The 21,056-nt window shown below is 38.4% G+C and carries 19 protein-coding genes, 1 tRNA gene and 2 pseudogenes; 16 read left to right on the top strand and 6 right to left on the bottom strand.

Going from position 1 to position 21,056, the window contains the following annotated elements; genetic code table 11:
* Complete coding sequence (gene epmB / locus AY605_RS05560; protein ID WP_064095462.1) at nt 1-1,023, bottom strand: EF-P beta-lysylation protein EpmB; 1,023 nt, start codon at nt 1,021-1,023, stop codon at nt 1-3.
* A 381-nt stretch (nt 1,024-1,404) separates the two neighbouring features.
* On the opposite strand from epmB, the gene efp reads away from it, so the two are divergent.
* The 7 genes from efp (at nt 1,405) to AY605_RS05525 (ending at nt 8,968) form a co-directional block, all read left to right on the top strand.
* Nucleotides 1,405-1,974, top strand: a complete 570-nt coding sequence (gene efp, locus AY605_RS05555; protein ID WP_064095461.1) for an elongation factor P — start codon at nt 1,405-1,407, stop codon at nt 1,972-1,974.
* A gap of 171 nt (nt 1,975-2,145) precedes the next feature.
* Entirely contained in the window at nt 2,146-4,245 is a 2,100-nt protein-coding gene (locus AY605_RS05550; RefSeq protein WP_064095460.1) for a carbon starvation CstA family protein, read from the top strand.
* Between the two features lie 7 nt (nt 4,246-4,252).
* The gene (locus AY605_RS05545) at nt 4,253-4,558 is read left to right on the top strand and encodes a YbdD/YjiX family protein (RefSeq protein ID WP_171254926.1); all 306 of its coding nucleotides are present in this window, start codon (nt 4,253-4,255) and stop codon (nt 4,556-4,558) included.
* 397 nt (nt 4,559-4,955) lie between these two features.
* Nucleotides 4,956-5,918: an AAA family ATPase gene (locus AY605_RS05540; RefSeq protein WP_171254920.1), complete on the top strand. Its 963-nt coding sequence runs from the start codon at nt 4,956-4,958 to the stop codon at nt 5,916-5,918.
* 12 nt (nt 5,919-5,930) lie between these two features.
* Complete coding sequence (locus AY605_RS05535) at nt 5,931-6,836, top strand: DUF58 domain-containing protein (protein ID WP_064095458.1); 906 nt, start codon at nt 5,931-5,933, stop codon at nt 6,834-6,836.
* Nucleotides 6,837-6,852: 16 nt separating this feature from the next.
* Nucleotides 6,853-8,844 carry a transglutaminaseTgpA domain-containing protein gene (locus AY605_RS05530; RefSeq protein ID WP_064095805.1) on the top strand — a complete coding sequence of 664 codons (1,992 nt, stop codon included), beginning with the start codon at nt 6,853-6,855 and terminating at the stop codon, nt 8,842-8,844.
* A gap of 47 nt (nt 8,845-8,891) precedes the next feature.
* Nucleotides 8,892-8,968, top strand: a tRNA-Val gene (locus AY605_RS05525).
* Nucleotides 8,969-9,043: 75 nt separating this feature from the next.
* Here AY605_RS05525 and AY605_RS05520 read toward each other — a convergent pair.
* From AY605_RS05520 to AY605_RS05510, 3 genes are all read right to left on the bottom strand, one after another.
* Nucleotides 9,044-9,325 (bottom strand): hypothetical protein, encoded by a 282-nt coding sequence (locus AY605_RS05520; protein ID WP_064095457.1) that lies wholly within the window; start codon nt 9,323-9,325, stop codon nt 9,044-9,046.
* 939 nt (nt 9,326-10,264) lie between these two features.
* The gene (locus tag AY605_RS05515; protein ID WP_064095456.1) at nt 10,265-11,209 is read right to left on the bottom strand and encodes a sensor domain-containing diguanylate cyclase; all 945 of its coding nucleotides are present in this window, start codon (nt 11,207-11,209) and stop codon (nt 10,265-10,267) included.
* Between the two features lie 922 nt (nt 11,210-12,131).
* Nucleotides 12,132-12,422, bottom strand: coding sequence for a hypothetical protein (locus tag AY605_RS05510; protein ID WP_064095455.1), 291 nt, complete (start codon nt 12,420-12,422; stop codon nt 12,132-12,134).
* A gap of 218 nt (nt 12,423-12,640) precedes the next feature.
* Between AY605_RS05510 and AY605_RS15060 the strand changes: the two are divergent.
* The 7 genes and pseudogenes from AY605_RS15060 to AY605_RS15375 all read left to right on the top strand — a co-directional run.
* Nucleotides 12,641-12,778, top strand: a pseudogene (locus AY605_RS15060) (hypothetical protein); the annotation flags it as partial.
* A gap of 146 nt (nt 12,779-12,924) precedes the next feature.
* Nucleotides 12,925-13,311, top strand: a complete 387-nt coding sequence (locus tag AY605_RS05505; protein WP_064095454.1) for a hypothetical protein — start codon at nt 12,925-12,927, stop codon at nt 13,309-13,311.
* 887 nt (nt 13,312-14,198) lie between these two features.
* A complete protein-coding gene (locus AY605_RS05500; protein WP_064095453.1) occupies nt 14,199-14,417 on the top strand; it encodes a hypothetical protein in 219 nt (72 codons plus the stop codon).
* Between the two features lie 932 nt (nt 14,418-15,349).
* A complete protein-coding gene (locus tag AY605_RS05495) occupies nt 15,350-15,652 on the top strand; it encodes an I78 family peptidase inhibitor (protein ID WP_064095452.1) in 303 nt (100 codons plus the stop codon).
* A 1,369-nt stretch (nt 15,653-17,021) separates the two neighbouring features.
* A complete protein-coding gene (locus AY605_RS05485; protein WP_064095451.1) occupies nt 17,022-17,363 on the top strand; it encodes a hypothetical protein in 342 nt (113 codons plus the stop codon).
* Between the two features lie 123 nt (nt 17,364-17,486).
* On the top strand, nt 17,487-17,837 hold the full coding sequence (locus AY605_RS05480; protein ID WP_064095450.1) for a hypothetical protein: 351 nt from the start codon (nt 17,487-17,489) through the stop codon (nt 17,835-17,837).
* Nucleotides 17,838-18,022: 185 nt separating this feature from the next.
* Nucleotides 18,023-18,067: pseudogene (locus AY605_RS15375) on the top strand (hypothetical protein); the annotation flags it as partial.
* 275 nt (nt 18,068-18,342) lie between these two features.
* On the opposite strand, the gene AY605_RS15055 reads toward AY605_RS15375, so the two are convergent.
* Nucleotides 18,343-18,513, bottom strand: coding sequence for a hypothetical protein (locus tag AY605_RS15055; protein ID WP_171254919.1), 171 nt, complete (start codon nt 18,511-18,513; stop codon nt 18,343-18,345).
* Between the two features lie 188 nt (nt 18,514-18,701).
* Between AY605_RS15055 and AY605_RS05470 the strand changes: the two genes are divergently transcribed.
* Together AY605_RS05470 and AY605_RS15195 are read left to right on the top strand one after the other, a co-directional pair.
* Entirely contained in the window at nt 18,702-18,974 is a 273-nt protein-coding gene (locus AY605_RS05470) for a hypothetical protein (protein WP_064095448.1), read from the top strand.
* 267 nt (nt 18,975-19,241) lie between these two features.
* Nucleotides 19,242-19,415, top strand: coding sequence for a hypothetical protein (locus tag AY605_RS15195; protein WP_155857660.1), 174 nt, complete (start codon nt 19,242-19,244; stop codon nt 19,413-19,415).
* Nucleotides 19,416-19,930: 515 nt separating this feature from the next.
* Here AY605_RS15195 and ddlA read toward each other — a convergent pair.
* Complete coding sequence (gene ddlA / locus AY605_RS05460) at nt 19,931-20,983, bottom strand: D-alanine--D-alanine ligase (RefSeq protein ID WP_228138641.1); 1,053 nt, start codon at nt 20,981-20,983, stop codon at nt 19,931-19,933.
* Between the last annotated feature and the right edge of the window lie 73 nt (nt 20,984-21,056).

Here is a 21,056-nt window from a genome sequence, read left to right as displayed (position 1 = left end):
TTAACTCAAAAATGTTGAAACCCCAAAAAGCGGTGTCTTATTCTTCTCGCCCGCTATTTCTCGAACCAGTTTAGGAACCAGATACCCCGGTAGGCTCGCTAAAACTTCTGTATAAATCTCATTAATATGGTCAGATGCCAAATCAAAATGATGGGCACCTTTTACTTTATCAAGTACATGTAAATAATAAGGCATGACCCCGGCATCGAACAAGCGATAGCTTAAATCTACTAAAACCTGAGCAGAATTATTAACCCCATTTAATAAAACCGCCTGATTCAATACAGTAATCTGGTGTTGAACCAGCTGGTTTAAACGCGTGCAAGTGAAGTCGTCCAACTCTGATGCATGGTTTGAGTGTACCACCAGAATAATACGTAGCCTACTGTTTTTTAACATGCTAACTAACTCTTCGTCGACTCGGTTGGGGATTACAATAGGAACTCGTGAATGTATTCTTAAGAATTTGAGATGTGGTACTGATTCCAGTCGTTCAATCCAGGTTTTTAATTTTCGGTTCGATAAGGTCAGTGGGTCACCGCCACTCAAAATCACTTCATTAATATCGGGTTGGCTTTCCAGATATTGCTTGATATTTATCCAGTCTTCATTTTTAGGAAGATTTTCCTGATAGGGAAAATGCCGGCGGAAACAATAACGGCAATGGACAGCACAGGCACCAGTCAGTGTCAGCAAGAAACGGGATTTATATTTGTGCAGTACGCCAGGTTGCTGATTGGCCTGTTCTTCGCCCAGGGGATCAGTGACAAATCCCGGATGCTCTTCCAGTTCCAGATGATGGGGCAGCACTTGTAAAAGCAGGGGGTCTAAAGGGTTTCCGGTCTGCATTTTGCCCACAAAAGCACGTGGTACGCGTAATTTAAACTGCTTGGAAGCCAAGATAGCGCCTGAGAGCAGTTGCTCCGGTGCAAGCTGCAGTACTTCAAGCAGTTCGCGTGGATCAGTGATCAGGTCGCTGAGTTGTGATTGCCAGTTTTGTTCTTGATATAGATAGTTCGTCATGCTGGAAGATTAACAATATTAAGTGGGAGGACACATCCTGATGGAAACAGTTTAACAGTTTGTAAGAAAGCAGAATGACTCGCTGTGCTCTAATATAGGGTGCGATTCAGATATGCTGATCTTAATGATAAGCTGATGACAGTCTAACGTTGAGCAAGACATGAATAAACAAAGGATTTTCATATCTGATTGTAACTTAGACAGCCTGAGCAGGTAAAAGCGGATTTTTTCATTGCGGCAAGACGTATTGCTCATTTAGAATACGCAACATTAAATGAATGTGCATGTGGCAAATCATGTTCGTGTCAGACTTGCTAAATGACATCGCAACAGCCCATAGCATCTATAGATTAAAGTTAGTAAGTTTGGAGTGCGCCAGTCATGGCCTATTATTCTACGAATGATTTCAAGTCAGGCCTTAAGGTTATGCTTGATGGCAACCCATGTTCAATCATGGAAAATGAATACGTAAAACCAGGTAAAGGCCAAGCTTTTAACCGCGTAAAATTACGTAACCTTAAATCAGGCAAAGTGTTAGAAAAAACATTTAAGTCTGGTGACTCACTAGAAGCTGCTGATATCGTTGAAGTAGAAATGGAATACTTGTACAACGATGGCGAAATGTGGAACTTCATGGATCCTGTTACCTTTGAACAGATCGCAGCTGATAAAACAGCAATGAGCGATGCTGCAAAATGGTTAAAAGACGATTCTAACGAAAAATGTACCATCATGTTGTGGAATGGCGTGCCTCTTAGTGTGAGCCCACCAAACTTCGTGGTATTGAAAATCGTTGAAACTGATCCAGGTGTTCGTGGTGATACTTCTGGCGGTGGTGGTAAGCCGGCGAAACTTGAAACAGGTGCTGTAGTACGTGTTCCATTATTCGTACAGCAAGAAGAAAGCGTTCGTGTAGATACCCGTACTGGTGACTATTTAGAACGTGCATAATGGTTTGAAAATAGACTATTATCGAGAGGGATGATTTAGATCATCCCTTTTTTTATGCCAAAGTCTTAGAGGAAAAGCAAAAGAACAGGCGTAAAGTCGCAAGGGAAAACAGCAGTACCTCGAACAACAACAATCACGCTGATTTGTATGCATCACAATATGAGGGATTGAATGGAAACTTTACAAAAGAAGTCCACGCTGACTTCGAAAATGATTTGGCTTTTGGTAGCCATTGTGGGTGCAGTCTCCTTTGGAGTGCTGGCACTGAGTCGGGGTGAGCATGTCAATGCAGTCTGGCTGGTACTTGCCGCCGCCTGCGTCTATAGCATTGCTTACCGTTTTTACAGTTTATTTATTGCCAATAAAGTATTTGAGCTGGATGAACGCCGTTTAACGCCTGCGCATCGTCTGGCTGATGGTCTGGACTATGTGCCGACCAATAAAAGCGTGCTGTTTGGCCATCACTTTGCAGCGATTGCCGGTGCAGGTCCGCTAGTAGGTCCAATCCTGGCAGCGCAGATGGGTTATCTGCCGGGCACGATCTGGCTACTGGTCGGTGTGGTACTTGCCGGTGCAGTCCAGGATTTTCTGGTGCTGTTTATTTCCACCCGTCGTGACGGTCGATCACTCGGTGAAATGGCCAAGCAGGAACTGGGTACTTTTGCCGGGATTGTGGTCATGCTCGGTGCCTTAGGCGTGATGATTATCATTCTGGCAGTACTGGCACTGGTGGTGGTAAAAGCACTGACCAACAGTCCTTGGGGTGTATTCAGTATCGCAGCGACCATTCCGATTGCGATCTTTATGGGCATCTACATGCGTTTTATCCGACCAGGTAAAATTGCTGAAGTCTCGATTATTGGTTTTGTCCTGATGATGCTGGGCATTATCTACGGCGAAAACATCGCACAACATCCATATTGGGGCCCATTCTTTACGCTTTCTGGCACTGAGCTGACTTGGGCATTGATCATTTATGGATTCATTGCATCGGTACTGCCAGTCTGGCTATTGCTTGCTCCACGTGATTATCTGTCGACCTTCCTGAAAATTGGCGTGATTGCAGGTCTGGCTGTGGGTATCCTGTTTGCCATGCCTGAAATGAAACTGCCAGCAATTACCAAATTCGTTGATGGTACTGGTCCTGTATTTGCAGGTTCTATGTTCCCATTCCTGTTTATTACCATTGCCTGTGGTGCGATTTCCGGTTTCCATGCTTTGGTGTCTTCAGGAACGACACCAAAACTGGTCAACAATGAACGCGATATCCGCATGATCGGTTACGGCGGTATGTTGATGGAATCTTTTGTGGCGATCATGGCCTTGATCTGTGCTGCAATTCTGGATCCAGGAATTTACTTTGCCATTAACTCGCCAGCCGCATTACTCGGTACTACAGCCGAAAGTGCAGCAGAAGCAGTACGAACCCTTGGTTTTGTGGTAACGCCTGAAGCTTTGACCTTACTGGCACAAGAAGTTGGTGAAAACTCGATTTTGTCACGTACTGGTGGTGCGCCTACCTTTGCAATTGGTATGGCACATATCATCACCGAAATTTTCAACAGTCGTGAAATGATGGCATTCTGGTATCACTTTGCGATTCTGTTTGAAGCATTGTTTATCCTGACTGCTGTAGATGCTGGTACCCGTGCCTGTCGCTTTATGGTGCAGGATACCGTAGGTATCGTGATTCCTGCGGTGAAACAGTCGCATAACTTCTTCGGAAACCTGTTGGGTACTGCGGTTGCAGTGGCAGGCTGGGGATTCTTCGTCTATCAGGGCGTAGTCGATCCACTGGGCGGGATTAACAGCTTATGGCCACTGTTTGGTATCGGTAACCAGATTCTGGCTGCGATGGCGCTCATTCTCGGTACCGTCATTCTGTTCAAGATGAAAAAACAGAAATATGTCTGGGTGACAATTATCCCGACAGTGTTCCTGTTCATTACTTCCATGACAGCAGGCTGGCAGAAGATTTTCCACGAAAATCCAAAGATTGGTTTCCTTGCGCAAGCTGACCGTTTCAACACGGCAATTGCCAATAATGAAATCCTGGCGCCAGCGAAAACCATGGCTGAAATGCAGACGGTAGCGATGTCGAACCAGATCAATGCTGCACTTTGTGCTTTCTTCATGATTGTAGCTTTTGTGATGTTGTTCGCTGCGATTGGTGTGATTCGCCGTGCCTTGGCAAGTCCTGTACCGACCGTGCATGAGGCAGAAGCGATTTATCGTGATCCAGAAGAGATTCAACCAGCGAAAGGTCATTAAGGAGAATATTATGAATCTGAAGTTTGCCAAAAGCGGGAAAACGATGATTTATAAAATCATCAAGATGACCGTGATGTCGCAGAAGGATTTGATCCTGAACCCGAAAAACTGGTCACGGATTGCAACCCTGTGGCAACGTTTGCAGCAAAGTTTCCGTTTGATGGTCGGTGTGCCAGATTATCAGACTTATGTGGAGCATATGCGCAAGCATCACCCGGATCTGGAACCGATGGATCCTAAGACTTTCTATCGCCACTGTGTAGATTCCCGTTATCCATCCGCGGGCGGTGGTATGAAGAAATGTCCATGTTAATGGTTAAGTAATAGCAAGCGCCTTTCGGGGCGCTTTTTTTCTCTACAAGAATAGGCCATCTAATAACCCTGATTGCATGAGTTGAGCTATTTCCAAAAAAATTATAAAAATCGAAAAAATGATCTGGGTGTATATACCTTTTAAGTATGATTTTTTATGTATAAGTCTTTTCAAGAGACGGCAAAGTCTTATAAGTATTTTTATATTTGATCAAAAAAGATCTCTGTCTGTGGCGGTCATTTTTATTTTCTAGATCTCATTTCTGTATGTTCTTTCTATCCCGGTATTTTCTAGTGAGTGTATTTATTCAGTTACACAGACAGATGATTGATCTTTTGGGAAAATTTAAATTTCAGTGTATGTTAATCCTAGACCATGTTTTATTAAGGAATTTACTGTGATCTGGGGCATGAAACAAAAGGAAAATAACGACATTGCATACATCAATACAGGGCTTGAACAAAAGATTGCAAGTTATTCACCCAAGATCCAGCATTTTTTTGAAGAAGTTAATGCCATTGTGCTGGACAAGCAGGCTCAGACCAAACTGGCACTTTGTTGCCTGATTGCGGGTGGACATGTCCTGTTTGAAGATTTACCCGGGCTGGGAAAAACCACGTTAGCCAGCAGTCTGGCACATCTGGCAGGATTGAAGTTCCAGCGGATCCAGTTTACCAATGACATGCTGGCCAGTGATGTGATCGGCATTAATATGTTTAACCAGAAAGAACACCGGTTTGAGTTTAAACAAGGCCCAATTTTTACCCAGATTTTACTGGCAGATGAAATTAACCGTTGTAGTCCCAAAACCCAGAGTGCCTTACTTGAAGCCATGGAAGAAGGCTATGCCACCATTGATGGCGTGCGCTATGCCTTGCCTAAACCTTTCTGGGTGATTGCGACACAAAACCCGCTGTTTCAAAGTGGTACTTATGCTTTACCTGAATCCCAGCTTGACCGTTTTCTGATGCGTTTGTCCTTGGGTTATCCATCACGCCATGCAGAAAAACTTTTATTACAGCAGGAATCCCGTTTTGCCCTGATTGCGAGTCTGACCCATATTTTTACTGAAGATGAGATACTGGAACTGCAAAGCCTGACACATCAGGTATTTATCAGTGAAGCGATTCAGGAATATCTGCTCGATCTGGCAGAAGAAACCCGTAAAAAACGACATGGACTTTCCACACGTGGCTTATTGGCCCTGAAGCGTGCAGCACAAGCACATGCCCTGATTCAGCAACGTGCCTTTGTCACGCCCGATGATGTACAGGCCGTATTTGTTGCGGTGACTTCACATCGTCTGGGTTTAAGTGAGGCTGAAGCTTTTAATGTCATGCAACAGGTTGCGGTTAGCTAAAGGAGTTTTCTCTTGGATAGAACCTGGCAAAAATGGCTGGCCAAACGCTTTCAATTTTCACAGCAGAAACAGCTCTCACAGAAAGATGTTCTGGTATTTATTTATCGGCAGGGCTATCTGTATCTTGTTTTGATCTTGATCACCTTTGTGGCCGGAGTGAATTATGCCAATAACCTGATTTTAGGTTTTTGTTTTTTAATCAGTGCCGTGCTGTGTGTCAGTTTTTATCTGACTTTCAAACAATTGCATGACCTGAAAATTGAATTGATTGCAGATGATATTGGTCAGGTAGGGAATAGCCTGAATCTACATTTTTATTTTCAACAGCAGCAGCTTCGTCCGCGATATGTATATATCAAGGCAGGAGATCAGATAGCAAAATTTTATCTGAATGCAGCAAAGCAGCAATTTATCCTGCCATTTTACACAGAGCAACGTGGCAAGTTTGATTACCCGATCATTCAGATTTATTCGGTTTATCCCTTTGGTCTGGTTCGAGCCTGGACCTATCTTTATCATCAGCATTCTGCTTGGATTGCTCCTAAGGCTGAAGCTTTTACGGCTGAAAATAAATATTACTTTAACCGCTTTGAACCGGATATGGATGAATTTCGTGAATTACGCAATTATCAGTCTGGGGATTCCTTGCAGGCTGTCTCCTGGAAGCAGTTTGCGCGTGGGCAAGGCCTGTATGTCAAAGTCTTTGAACAATATCAGGATGAACACAGTATCGAGATTCATTATGAGCATATGCCAAGCCAGTCACATGAAGAAAAACTTGAATTTGTAATGGGGCTGGTCGAGCAGTGCGAGCAGCAGCAATGTGCCTATAGCCTGCATTTGCCACAGGCTGAGTTGCCACAGGGAGCAGGGGAAGAACAACTACGGAAAGCCAAACAATTGTTGGCGCAGGCCTAAAGTGGATAAAGAAACGATGAACGCAAAAATCTGTACCTCGATTGTACTGACTCTGGGGCTGATTCTCATCGCCCAAATGGCATTTATTCCTGTGCTACTCAGTATAATTTTTGCCATCAGTATTCTGTGTATCTGGATTTATCAGAAGCGTCAGCAGCCATTTCCAAAAATCGGTACTTTTCTGCTGACGGCGTTGGCACTGGGCAGTATTTATTTGAATTATCAAAGTTTTATTGGCGTAGATGCAGGAGTGGCTGTTTTATCTACATTTTTATTTGCCAAATCACTGGAAAGCAAAAATAAACGAGACCTGATTATCCTGTTTAATTTTGCCCTGTTTGTCGCTGCAAGTTCATTCTTATACAGTCAGTCATTTGGGATGGCAATCGTGATTGTACTGTGTTTAATCAGCTGTCTGATTGGCCTGTACCGGATTCAGACCAGCGAATTTGAACAGGAACAGACCACTCTGGGCACAGCATTGCAACAGGATGCCAAACATGTGGGCCAGTTTGTCTTCTACGCCGTTCCATTTTTCATACTGTTATTTATTTTCTTCCCGCGCTTGCCTCCGCTTTGGTATATTCCTATTCCAGAAAACAAAGGTGTAACAGGCATTAGCGACAGCATGTCGCCCGGTGATATTGCCGAATTGTCCCAATCCAGTGCCCTTGCTTTCCGGATTATCGGTGATGTGAGCAAGCTCCCATCACGTTCAGAGTTGTATTGGCGAGCCCTGGTACTAGATGAATATGATGGGCAGCGCTGGACCAGCAATTTCAGCAATCAACAGCCTTTAATGCAACCATCGATGGATACATCTGCAGTGTCTACAGGCTGGAATTATCAATATCTGGCTGCAGATCCTTCGGTGTTCTGGATCATGGGGCTGGAAAAATCGATACCTGTGGAACGCCGTTATTATAACCGTCAGGACTGGAGTATTGTACCGCGACGGCTTACGCAACGCGTTGAACCGATTACATTACAATGGGTCGGTACAAAATACGAGCCTCAAACACTGCCAAGCCAATATATCGAGCGAATGAATACTCAAGTGCAGCGTAGCCTAGACCCTCGAGCACAGAAATTGGCATTACATCTATATGAACAAAGTGCTAAAGAGCCACGTCGTTATGTGCAACAAGTCTTGAACTGGTATCAGCAGAATAATTTTGTTTATACCTTAAAACCGGGTCAATTGGGACAAAACCGGATTGATGAATTCCTGTTTAATTCCCGTCAGGGATTTTGTGAACACTATGCATCGAGTTTCGTAATGTTGATGCGTTATGTTGGAATTCCTGCACGGGTGGTCACAGGTTATCAAGGGGGAGAGTTGGCCCCGGATCGGATGAGTTGGGAGGTTCGGCAAATGGATGCCCATGCTTGGACAGAGGTTTGGATTGATCAGAAATGGCAGCGCTTTGATCCAACCGCTAAGATTGCTCCACAGCGTATAGACAACGGAATGCAAAATCTAATGTCTCAAGATGAACGTGTATCGGCAAATAATTTAACCTGGGCATCACAGAATAATCAGTGGATGACGAAGATGCGCGTTTGGAGCGATTATGCCAGCTACCAATGGCAAAGTAAGGTGGTGGGTTATAATGCAGAATCACAACAGGGCTGGTTAGCGAAATTGGGCCTAGATTCAATCTATTCCAGCGTCGTTATACTAATATCTGGTATCAGCATACTAATATTCCTCTACATCTTGAGAATTTATTTGAAGGCAAGACAAGCTCAAGCTCCATATGATCGTATGATTCAACAGTTGAATCAATCTTTAGCTGACGATTTCAAAAAACAGCCAGCTGAAACCTTTCATCAGTGGATGTTACGTTTATCCCAGCAGGTTCAGGTTGAAAACCAGACTGCCTTTATTCAAGCCATAAAGGTTTTTGAAAAAAATCTGTATTCAGGAATAACAATGACGGAGCAAGAAATGAAAAAATTCAAGGATTTGCTTAAAACTTGCGCGGATGTTTTAAAAACTAAATGAAAAGGCTTGTCTTCATGAGAAAAAATTTATAATATGCCAAGCATTCTAGGTGTATAGCTCAGTTGGTTAGAGCGCTACGTTGACATCGTAGAGGTCTCCAGTTCGAGTCTGGATATACCTACCAAGATTCTAAACATTAAGTTATAAGGGTTTTAAGCAAAAACAGTAGCTTAAAGCCATTTTTTATATTTCATAGTCACTAATTCTTCCTAGCACGCCCACGCTTAGCCACTGGCTTAGCAGTCAAAATCAAATTTGCCTGCTCTGGGTCGTAAAGACATTTGCCTCGAGTGCCTTTGTTAATCTCTGCACAGCGATCACGTACAGCATCTACACTAATGCCATAGTGCTGAGCCAATTCAGCTGCTGATACCAGTTTTGGGCTTACATCCTTAATCGATATGATCTTTGCACCGCCAATCTCAGATCCTATAAATAATTGAGGTGCTTCACTTTGTACAGTAATTTGAAAAATATCCATTTAAGACACCTCCTTTAAGCTCTGTACGACTCCAGATCGGTCATGCTTCGCAATATAGCTTGAAAGCATATGGGTAAATTGCATTGGCATTTTCATTATCAACTGGAACGGTTGTTATGCCTAATTTATAGGAAATAGATAGCCTAAAATTACCTTGAAATTCTTCTACTACCCAAAAGAAACATCGGCTTGTTGTTAGTTCGGTGCCAGATTAAAAGCCTTGTCCTTGTGCAGCTCGTCAATGATGAAGTTGGGTACTGCAATTGTGCTCATTTCAATCATTAAGCTGCCCCTTTATAAATATTTTTATGTTTAAAGTTTGCTTCAACTAAAGCGCGTGATAAATGAAGGTAAACAGAATTACCCACCATTCATGTTTGCTCTGTTTTGGTTATACGGCAGTTCAAATCATAAAAAAACTCTTGCTGAGATACTGGTTGAACAACATCAGCAGTCTGTCTGAGTAGATCTGATCGATGCTGATTTTAGACCGTACCAACATGGTGACAAATTCCCGAGTGAGCTGAAAGAGCCAAGAGATTTTTTGATCTCTCTATATTTGTCACTATAGATTTCGGGTCATCTTCCGACGAAGTTCTATAACAGCTCGTATAGAGAAAGGGTACTAATAGAATTTGGAGAATTTTTCTTTTCATCATGTCTGCTTCTCGTAATGAGCAGATGGGATTATAGGTATTATTTTTTTAAAGTAAACAAATAATTAGATTATAAAATATAAAGATATAAAGTGTTTTAAAAAGCAATAATTATGAAGTTTTGAGATGGGAAAATCATAAGTTTTTTGACCAGAGATAAAAATATTTGGGCAAAATCGCGTATCAGATTGTGTGAAGTGCATGTGACTATTTCAATTGCATATCTTCAGATTGTAGATAGGACCTTAACAGATACAAAGAATACATCGTGCAAGTAGTTTAATTAATGGCTACTTGATTTGACCATAACTTTATTCTGATACATCTTTGCATCTGCTTCTTTGATAGCTTCAGCTAACCCAAAGGTTGGATTACGCATTGCAAGACCAATTGCAGCACTAATTCCAACTTTTGCAAAAGTATTTTGAATTCTTGATGCAAGCTTTTTAGCATGCTCTAAGTTAGTTTCAATAGTCATCACAGCAAACTCATCACCCCCTAAGCGAGCGATAATATCATTACTACGTACCGTATTTTTGAGAGCTAAAGCCATTCTTTGAATGAGCTCATCACCTGCAGCATGACCCAGAGTATCATTTGTGATCTTAAGATCATTAAGGTCTATCATAAGAATAGCAGTAGGATGCCCATAGCGCTTACAGCGCTCTTCCTCTTTGATAATCAGCTCATCCCAGGCACGACGGTTGAAAAGTCCAGTCATTGGGTCGGACATTGCTTCCATTTCAAAACGCTCAGCTTTACGTATGTACTCAGCAGCTTTTATATCGGCTTGAATCGTATAACTGAGTACCTTTGCTATCAGCTCGAATAATGGAGCATCTTCAACAAGAATTTTAGGTTGAGGTTCGGGATCAATTGCACATAAAGTACCAAAAAGAGAGCCATCTTCTTTATACAGAGGTTGGCCGATATAGGCTTTAATTGGGACTAGGTGATTTATAGGTGCGTCTGCGTAAACTTGAATATCTGGTGAATAGGGAGCAATACGGGGCGCATTGCTTTGCACCATGTGTGAGCAGAATGAGTCTGCCCAATGAAATACTTGTCCAGGCTTAACGTTATAACCATTATCTTCACTTAGTAACACGATCCAGTCATCACCCTCTGTACGAGTAATCATCCATAATTTAAAGCCAAATCGTTGAGATAAGAATTTTAAAATGGCTTGGCCAGCTTCTTCAAAGTTCTTAAAGTTAATATTATTCATGAAGTGAACCTACTGCAATAGTAAGAATATATATGTGAAATACACAACATATGAATAATTCTTATAAAAGGGAGTCAAAATAGGTATTATATAGAAATGTGTGAAATTTATACCAAAAATAATGCTTAAAGAAATGTATTTTTATAATGAAATTTAAAATTAACCAGCGAAGAAGAATACCAAGATGTAGTTTTCTTATTACTTATGAAAAAATGCAATCACTGCCATTATGGCTGCGATATTCATAAGGATTAAAAATATATAAAAAGTCATAATGAAGCGAAGCTACCAAAAAATTTTCAAAATTATAGGCCTAAAGAAACCTTCAATATGTATCGTTATTATTAATAAGGAAAGGAAATTGTAAAGTCGAGAGGAAAATTATCTAACCCTTTATATTAAAATAAAATTTATATTTATTTGGTGATTTATTTAAATCATTCAACAGTTTATCTTCATTGTGTGCATTGGGGGACAATCTTATAAGAACTGATAGATAGTTTCCTTTAAATTTTTTGGTATAAGCTTCACATAAGATTTGAGTTCTTCACTAATGAGAGTATGTGGGTTTTCAAGCTTTTCTAAGTAATTATTAACTGTTTTATTAGCCCCTATGAGTTTTATATTAGATTAAACGACCACCTGATATCTTTGTCTAATGATTTCATTTCATAATTTAATTTTGAAGAATTATCACAGCCAGTAAGAAAAAAATATAAAGTTCCTTGTGTTTATGACTATATCTCTTATAAGAGAGTACATTATTTTTGGACCACATATTTTACATAAAAAGGTCAAGAATTATATGGATGCACAAGCTGCTGGCTTCTTATATATGTTACCAGGTGTATTTCTATTTTGTCTTGGATCTTATTTAAGATAAAACCCACTGCTAGGGTGGGTTAGGTGTCTCAATTCTAATTTAAAAAACTTCGTAATTACATACTTCTATTCTTGAAATAAAATCGAGAGGCATGGTTAGTCTCTCAGCTGTAATAGTTTCAAAATGAACCCAGATAGCAGCATCTCTATTCTCAAAACTAATACTCACAAGTTTTACCAAGTCGTAAGGTTCAACATTATGGGTCAAGATAATATTATAGAGGTGATCTGAGCGGACGTACGAAATAAGCGTTTGATGGATAGTTAGTTGCTCTTTACTACTTAACTCACTGTAATTACTTAATTCTGATAAATCATTTTGAATATTCACTTCAATCCTTAACAATCTTAAATTTTCTGTAGCAAACGGCGATTTTATCAATTTAGACAACGCTGAATATGTTGGCTTTTGTTAATTCCCTCTAACTCTTATTCTCGCTCGATAAACATGCGTGTGCCAGTCAACTACCTGAGCTACCAATATACATTGGTCGTCTAACTCATTAATTTGGCTTGAGTTCTATATTTAGAGCCTGAAGATATCTTTAGATGACCTTAAAAGCCTATGATGGTACTTGGAAACAATATGAAAAATTGATGACGCTAGCGATTGACTCTGCAATAGATGAAGCAGCCAAAGCCATTAAAAAGCATAAGAAAAATACCTATAAAGAATTCGAAGCATAATGCTAGTAATATTTTTCTGATTCAAGTATGATTTTTCTATAATGGTCGTATTACGGCTTGATCAAAAATTTAAAGAATTTCAATACCTGCAAACTTTTAGTTTGTGGGTGTTTTTTTATGTATTTAATAACAAATGGATTTGAATTATGAAGGGTATTATTGCTATTGGATTATTAGGGTTATCTAGCTTTGCGTTTGCTTATCAAAATCCGACCAAAGAAGGTGAGTGTTTCTTTGTGGATGGGGCGAAACAATCTTATGCTTGTATGATTCTCTCAGGCGGAGATGTGGGGGCGTCATACATCGATTTACAATTTAATAAGCAAGAATACCTTATCGAACAGTCTGTAGCTGTAGCTTGTGGTGGGAAATGCGTGCCTCATCTTGGAACTATTCCTGAAGATGTGCGTGAAGCCAAAAAATATTTTCGAAACTATAAAACTAAAAATATTATTGCTAACCAAGCCAAAGGTGACTGGACCTGTTATAAGCAGAATAAAGGAAAATTAGATGTATGTTATATCTCTAATTAATAATTGATTGTTTGTGTCTATATATAAGATCGATCACAGATTGAGCTTTTTTGTTATTTTGTTTAAACAAATGGGTGTCATACTAAGGCTTAAGTTTAAATCAAGAAGAATCCTTATGACCAGCCAAAGGGTTGTGATTTTAGGCGGAGTATTATTAGCACTTATATTCTTGTTGTGTTTCCACATGTATAGTCTTTCAAAGCAAGAAAGATTAGAGAGTCTGGAAAAACTGTCTGAAAAGTTTAAAATATCCCAATAGCTAATTTTTATAAGAATAAAATAAAAGCTCGTCGAAAGATGGGCTTTTTTGTTGTCCATAAAAAGAAAATCTATTCCTGCTCGAGTACTGACCAGTGGAACAAGTCTTCGAGTAAACTTACCTTCTTGGGATCTAGATCAGGGTTTGGCATCCCGCCCTACAAAGGATTGAAAGCAATTAAAGCAGACTGTGCATGTTAGGTGGGTGTGATTGTGAGTAGCGTCTATCCCCGCGAAGAGGGATTTTTAAATATTAATCATAGATTAAAACTATACAACAATATGATTTAATTATTATTGTTGGTATGTTTTGCCACTGGAAAATATATGATTAGTGTAGAAAATAACCGGTAGAAACTGCTGTAGTTTCTTCGTGACCCTCAATGGTCCTTAGTTTATAAGCCCACTTCACCTTTCCATGAGTGGGCTTTTTTTATCAGGAAAAACATGCTCCAATTCATATACTGTTTATTCGGCCTAGACGGTGTGACTGAGAACAGGAATGGCAAGAAAGAATACCGGGATTGCTTGAAGGAAATAGATGCTATTTGAAAGTATAAAATTATTCTTACATTAGGTGTTTTGCTTCTCAGTTATAATTGTATTTTTGGTAATCACTGGTGACCAAAATGACTAATAGCATAACCCTAACATACGAAGAATTGTTTATTAAGCTTCATCAGGCTATTGCTAAGCGAAAGGAAAATCCAATTCTTTTGAAAGTACCTTTACATACTATTGATAAGGATGATATTTTAGAATTGGGTGAATATTTCCGCAAACATGCTTTTAATTTTGAAACTTATTTAGAGGGCGAGAACACCTTTGTGATTGCCGTGGAATATTAGGCTGATACAGTTTTTACTAGCCTCACATTTTCTGTATATATGAGCCTATTATGGCAAACAAAATCCCTTGCATTTTAGATGTACAGGGATTTTTCTTTTCTTATTGGTGGTGAAAATGGACATAATAGAAGCAAAACATAACATTGAGAAGTACGAAACCGAAATCACTAATATGGCAAGCACTATCATGCGGATTAATGTCACGCGATGAAATGAGCATGATGGATCGGAAAATTGCCCAATCAAAAGAATGATCAAAAAGCTTTGAGAAATATGCTTAATGCATGATGCAAAGCGAATGGCTATGATTATATAATATTTTCTTTATCATATTTTGCAGAATATGCTACTACCGACTCAGAATAATTTTTCTTATCCTTATCCGTATAATTAATACTTATTGAGTCTTCCGTATCAGAATAATGTATTTCATATTGGTACGAAGCATTTGGCTCCAAGTCACCTATAAAATCTATTCTTTTTGAATGGGTATATTTGAAATTAACGTTATAAACCGGCTTATCAGTTTTATTGTTTACGCTGATAATTCCGTGATCTTAAAAATTGATTAGATCATAGGGGGGGCTTCAGGCTGAAACCTAAATGCTGGTACAACTTAACTTAGGTGTGGTTCAATGTAATTCTAAAGGAAAGAATGTCGGAATGTTTGAAGGAAATTAAATAATTAGCAATTCGTCTAAAGAGGTTAAATAATTCTATTTGGACAGATAACTTATTTGCTAGAATGTTTGTTCATAAAAAGAACAAAAAAGATAGCTGAATGGACATGTACCTGCTTAATTTGGGAGAGTTAAGTAGGTTTTTTTTAAATCTCAATATTTAAAGAAGTGTATTAACATTGTTGATATGGCTAGGCTTGCCCAAGCCGACCTAGGTATCATCCTGCTTTTATATGTCAAAGATAGAAGCTTATGAAAATTATTTATAATTTGTCACTTATTCTTGCTGCAGTAGCGTTGACTGCTTGTGCCGGTACTCCCGAAACTGAAGTGGTTAACAAACCAGAAATGATGAAGAAATGCGTGCCTGAAAGTGCAGCAAAATTAGCACGTACGACATTATCGAGTGAAGCTGATATCAAATCAAAAACAAATGCTGAGGTTGTAAGACTTGTTGCACCTGGTCAGCCTATAACTAAAGATTATAATCCAGGACGAGTCACGGTTATTGCAGATCCAAAAACTCAAACAATCCTGAAGGCATTCTGTGGTTAAAAACTGAAAAGAGCAATAACGTACAGAACCTCCTTCGGGAGGTTTTTTTAATGGGTGCAAGTTATGGATCCAAAATGCTATAAAAGCTTGACTGCCAAAGGTCCAGTTAAAAAATAAACCTCGTAATAGGCCACTACCTAAAGCTGGTGAAAAATACTCAGAAGTCTTCAATCGATTGAAAGAGGGCCTTGATCGGATGGAAATCAAATATGAAGAGTATTTTTATTTCAAAAGTGCCAAACACTGGCATTTTGATTTGTATGTTATTGAATATCAGTATTTATAGAAATTGCTGGCGGTCCATGGTCCGGCGGAGGTAAAGGCAAGTTAGCTACAGAAGCATGGCGTATTGATCGTTATGAACATGCGGAAGAAATAGGTTATCGCTATCAGTGCTTTGAAGTTAATGACATCAACATGGGCCAGTTAAAAATTGCCTTGCGTGGGGCGGTCAGCAGCATAATCCGGATCACGATCATATTGTCGAGCTGCTTCTCGACAATGAAGAGTTTCTTGCATTCGCTTGGACTTCATCTGCCGCCGTAGCGAAAAATGTATGGTGCTACGACATTTCAACAAGTTGCAGCGTATCAAGTTGAGCAGATAGTTCAACTAAATGCGCCCTTTGCTGATGGCTGATACAGGTTCAGACCTCGTGATTAGAGTTGAGAATGCAAAGTTCTTCGTTTAGAACGAACTAAAAGTCTCCTGAAATAACCCTTCCATTAATTTATGAATAATGAGATCAATATGAAATTTCAGGGCAGACTTTATTTAATGTAGGTAAAGAAACAGATTCAACACATGGCTAGTATATTTATATTGTGACGATTCCGGCAGCGTAATTCCCTCTACAGGCACAAGAAATCCACCGCGCAATAGCGTCTTTTTTTGTGCCTGTATTATGCATTTAGCCCTTCATTACGTAGAAAGTGAATAAAAAATTGAGTATGAAAAAATTATTATGATTGATTATATGCCTAGTATTTTATATGGTAGGACAGATATTTAATTAAATCTTTTTTTAGAATGGCTTTTTTATATAAACCACAATATTTTTACCTTTTTAATCAATTGATATCTAATTATTTTTTATTGAAAATTTGATTTCTATAATATATAAATGCGTAAAATTTGAAGGATTCACCATGGTAACTAAAGTAGAATTTATGATGATTGTACTAATGGTAATTACCTTAATATATGTAATTTGTAAAATAGGGCAACGTTGTATTTGGATTCTCTGATAGCTTTCAATTCAGTGTTTAAAAAATAACCTCCTTCGGGAGGTTTTTAATAAAGTGACTTTTCAGTTTCAAAATAATTAAAAAATTAATGTAAAGTTCTAGCCCATCTACGGGAGGGAATTATGAAAAATCTAGGGATTTGGATATTCATATTAGTACTGGCAGGATGCAGCAAACAAAAGTTTAAAGACCTTGAAGCAGATCCTGAGGTATTAAATGAAAAACAGCTGAGAGAATCAAGAGAACAGGTTAGAACCTTTATTCCGAATGCAGATTCATCTAAATTTCGCAATCAAGTGGGAGATTGTGGGGAAGTTAGCTATAAGAATAAAGACAATAAATATATTCCTTACCAGCGTTTTATTATTCTTGAGATGAATTTAGTACTTATAGAAAATCAAACGGAACAGAAGCAGTTTGAACTGTCTTGGAAAAGTGCTTGTATGGCAAGTTGGAACAAGTGATTATTAAGCTCCATCACTTGATGGCATCTTTTGTCACTTAAATATAAGTGAAGGTTTTTTCGTTATTTTAAATAACTAATATATATACGGTTTCGTATTTTTTTGATTATAAGGCTAACTTTAATGAAATATTTAGTGGGTAGCTTCCTTTTAGCTTTAGCACTAACAGGATGTAACTCTTACCCTGCTCATGAATCTGCTTTATCGGCATCTAATGTTAACACCGTGGTAGCAACGCAAGTTATAAACTTTGTTGGACCCATGGATTTGACCATTCAACTTAAGTCATCTGATAATTTTGAAACAGCAGAGATGATGGATAACTCTGGTAAAGTCCATCGTTTAAAACAAACTGTGGCAGCTAGTGGTGTACGTTTAGCAAATGATAAGGGTGTGTCTATTCACTTTAAGCGTGGCGAAGGTGTGGTGGAATTGGTTAAAGGCAAGCCGATTAGTATTACTGAATACAAATAAATGTGATGCATGGATGTAATTTTTAAACACCCTCTGAGGTGGTTTTTAATGATTGAAATTTGTACAAAAAAGGCCAAAACTCAGTATTCGTACCATAAAAGGAGCAAGTATGAAAAAAGTTATATTGTTAAGTCTCTTGCTTTGCAACTACAGCTTTTTCTCATGGCGGACGAACTGATAAGGAGGGTTGTCACAAAGAAACTAAGACTGGCAAAAGCCATTGCCACTGAAGCGGATAACTTAAAAAATGAGCTAACTCCAACCCCTATTTTTTACCATTCAATAAAATTTTTGTAACTGTTGTATTATTAACTATTTAGTTTGTTTAACATATGTATGTTGGATAGTTGGAGAATTCAGCGTGCCTACTAAAGCGGAAGCCATCGTGATTGCGCTCATGATATTTTCCTTGATCCTCATTATTTATGAAATGGGACAAGGATTAAATTGGAAGTACTAAAATATCTCCAAGTGTTGAAACAAGCCCTCATTTGAGGGCTTCAGTTTATTCATCAGAAGAATCAGATTTTTGTCCTTGTCCATCTCCATATTCTAAAGCAATTTGTTGCGCTTCGGCCGCGGCGGTAGCCTCTAGAGGTACGGATTCATCTGCGATAGCTATTGTTCCAGTAAATCCGAACAAAGTTAGTAATAGAACTTGCGAAAACTTTTTCATTTGAATTTCCTCTACGTTTCTAAGACTTAATTTCAGTGTAGAGGTGAGACTAAGCCAGCCGTGTATTGGCTATGTCCCTATATGTAAGATGATCAAGCTTTTAGTTATGGCGCTACAGGCTTATGTAAGCGCAATTATCAGATGATTTTTTTTGTTGAGTTGATTAACGAAAAGTTAAGAACTATTGCTTGAAAATATATATCCTCGGATATAAATTAACCGCAAATGATAATAAGAGCCAGGCTATGGTTGATTACAATAAAATCCAACAAGAAATAGAAAATATGAAATCTGGTGCTATTAAGTGGATTGGTAGTAATTTCGAACTAAATGACATGCAGGAAATTTATCATCTATTGTTAAATTTAGAGAGCGAGGGCGTTATTGATATTATTGCTGTAGGTCATGAATCTTATACGGGGCATCGACTCGTACACAAAGTTAAAGTTGAAAAAAATTAGAATTCATATTGAGAGTCTTTCATTAAAAGAAAACCCTCTTCAGGTGGTTTTTTAATACCCGGAACCCAATCATGAATGACTTTTTTCCTAGCAACAAATCGAAGCATCAAAATTAATGGCATTGAAGTGCGCTAGATCCAGATGAAAGATTTTGATACCTAGGTAATGCATGCTGAAGTATTGAACAACTTTATTAAAGACTAAAATCATTCAGATGAGATTTTGACAGGGCTATTTAAAGCTCATGATGTGCAGGTCATTTCAACGATGTCATGCATCACTGAGCTGGATAATGAATCACTGGTAGAGCTAGCTGCTGATGAGCAAGCTTTTAAAGAGCTGCTTAAGGCAGTGCATCTGATCAATCAGGCTTGTTTTAAATATGAAAAGCCTAAAAAGAAAGATGACCAACCTAGTTTGATTCATTTCAGTTTCTGGTAGTAATGGGCCATCAGCACAGTGAAATCATTGCAATGACTTAAGGCGCATTTCAGAACTACGTTAAGGCAGCAAACAAAATGTATTAGCTTAAAACTTTTTTCGGCAATTTAGCTTGCTGCAACAATGAACTGGGTTAATTGATGACAGGCTTAAAAAACATCACACGACTCAAGGTTTGTCATCTGCGACGCATAGAATGTCATTGAATGAAACATAAATTGTCATAAAAAAATTCTCAGTAAAGGACAGGTTTTTTATAACACCGACTTTTTTAGAAAATTTATATTTTCTAGATTTTGATAGGTTGTAATTTTTAAAAGGATTATCAAAAGAGTTAAGTAATTAAAATACCTTATCGTAATTGTGGAACATTGCTCAAAGAATAGGTAGAAAACATAAAAAATCAATAAAGAGCCGTTCCAGTGTGCTGAACCCTGAAAAGACTCAAGTTAAGCATATGATTTATAGAAGATAAAATAAAGCATTTCATATAACATGTATTATGTTGATTTTAGCTAAAATACTGTATTTTGAATTTTTTCCTGTTCTCGATGATGCTCTATAGCCAATTCGATTAAACAAGTGATCAAGTCTGAATAGCTCAATCCACTTTCTTCCCATAACTTAGGGAACATACTTATATTCGTGAAACCCGGTAAAGTGTTTATTTCATTAATAAATACAGTTTCATCTTTTGTTAAAAAAACATCAATTCTTGCAAGTCCTGTACATTCCAGAATTTCATATGCACTGATAGCTATATCTTGAATTTTTTTACTTAATTCAGTTGATATATTGGCTGGTATTGTTACCTTTGCGCCTTTTTCATTAATGTATTTTGTTTCATAAGAATAGAAACTATCTGATAACTCGATCTCACCACAGACACTAGCGATAGGTTTGTAATTTCCAATAACAGCACATTCTATTTCTCTACCATTAATACCTTTTTCAATTAATACCTTATGATCATAGTTGAATGCTGTATCCAGAGCTATTTCAAACTCTTCTATAGTATTTACTTTACTAACACCAACTGATGATCCTTGATTAGCAGGCTTCACGAATAATGGTAAACCTAACTTGGAGCAAGCAACTTCAAAATCTATATTTATTCTATTTCGTTTGGTTAATTTTATATATGGTGTAACGTTTAATCCTGCATCTCGTAATAATCTCTTTGATACATCTTTATCCATACATATAGCAGAACTTAATACTTGAGAGCCTACAAATGGCAAATTTACCATTTTTAATAGCCCTTGCAATGAACCATCTTCTCCAAGTGTTCCATGAACAATAGGAAAAATTACATCTAACTGTGATATAGCTTTATTTTGAAATTCAATAACTTGTTTTTCACTTTTTCCAGGAATAAAAGCTAAATTTCTTCCAGATGGATGTAAGGCTATAAGGTTTGGATCATCTGAGTTTAATAGAAATTGAGTACTTTCATTAAGGTGCCAAATTCCATCTTTATCTATTCCTATCAGTGTCACATCAAATTTTTCTTTATCTATAGCATCAACAATATTTCTTGCAGATTGAAGGGATACTTGAATAGCCACCAAAATTCTAGACACACATAACCATCTTTTGATGGGCCTTTTCATAATCTAATGGAGAACGTTGTCCATTGGA

Origin of the sequence: Acinetobacter sp. SFD, from assembly GCF_001647575.1 — a bacterium.
GTDB lineage: Bacteria > Pseudomonadota > Gammaproteobacteria > Pseudomonadales > Moraxellaceae > Acinetobacter > Acinetobacter pecorum.
This window is presented reverse-complemented; position numbering and strand designations above follow the sequence as displayed.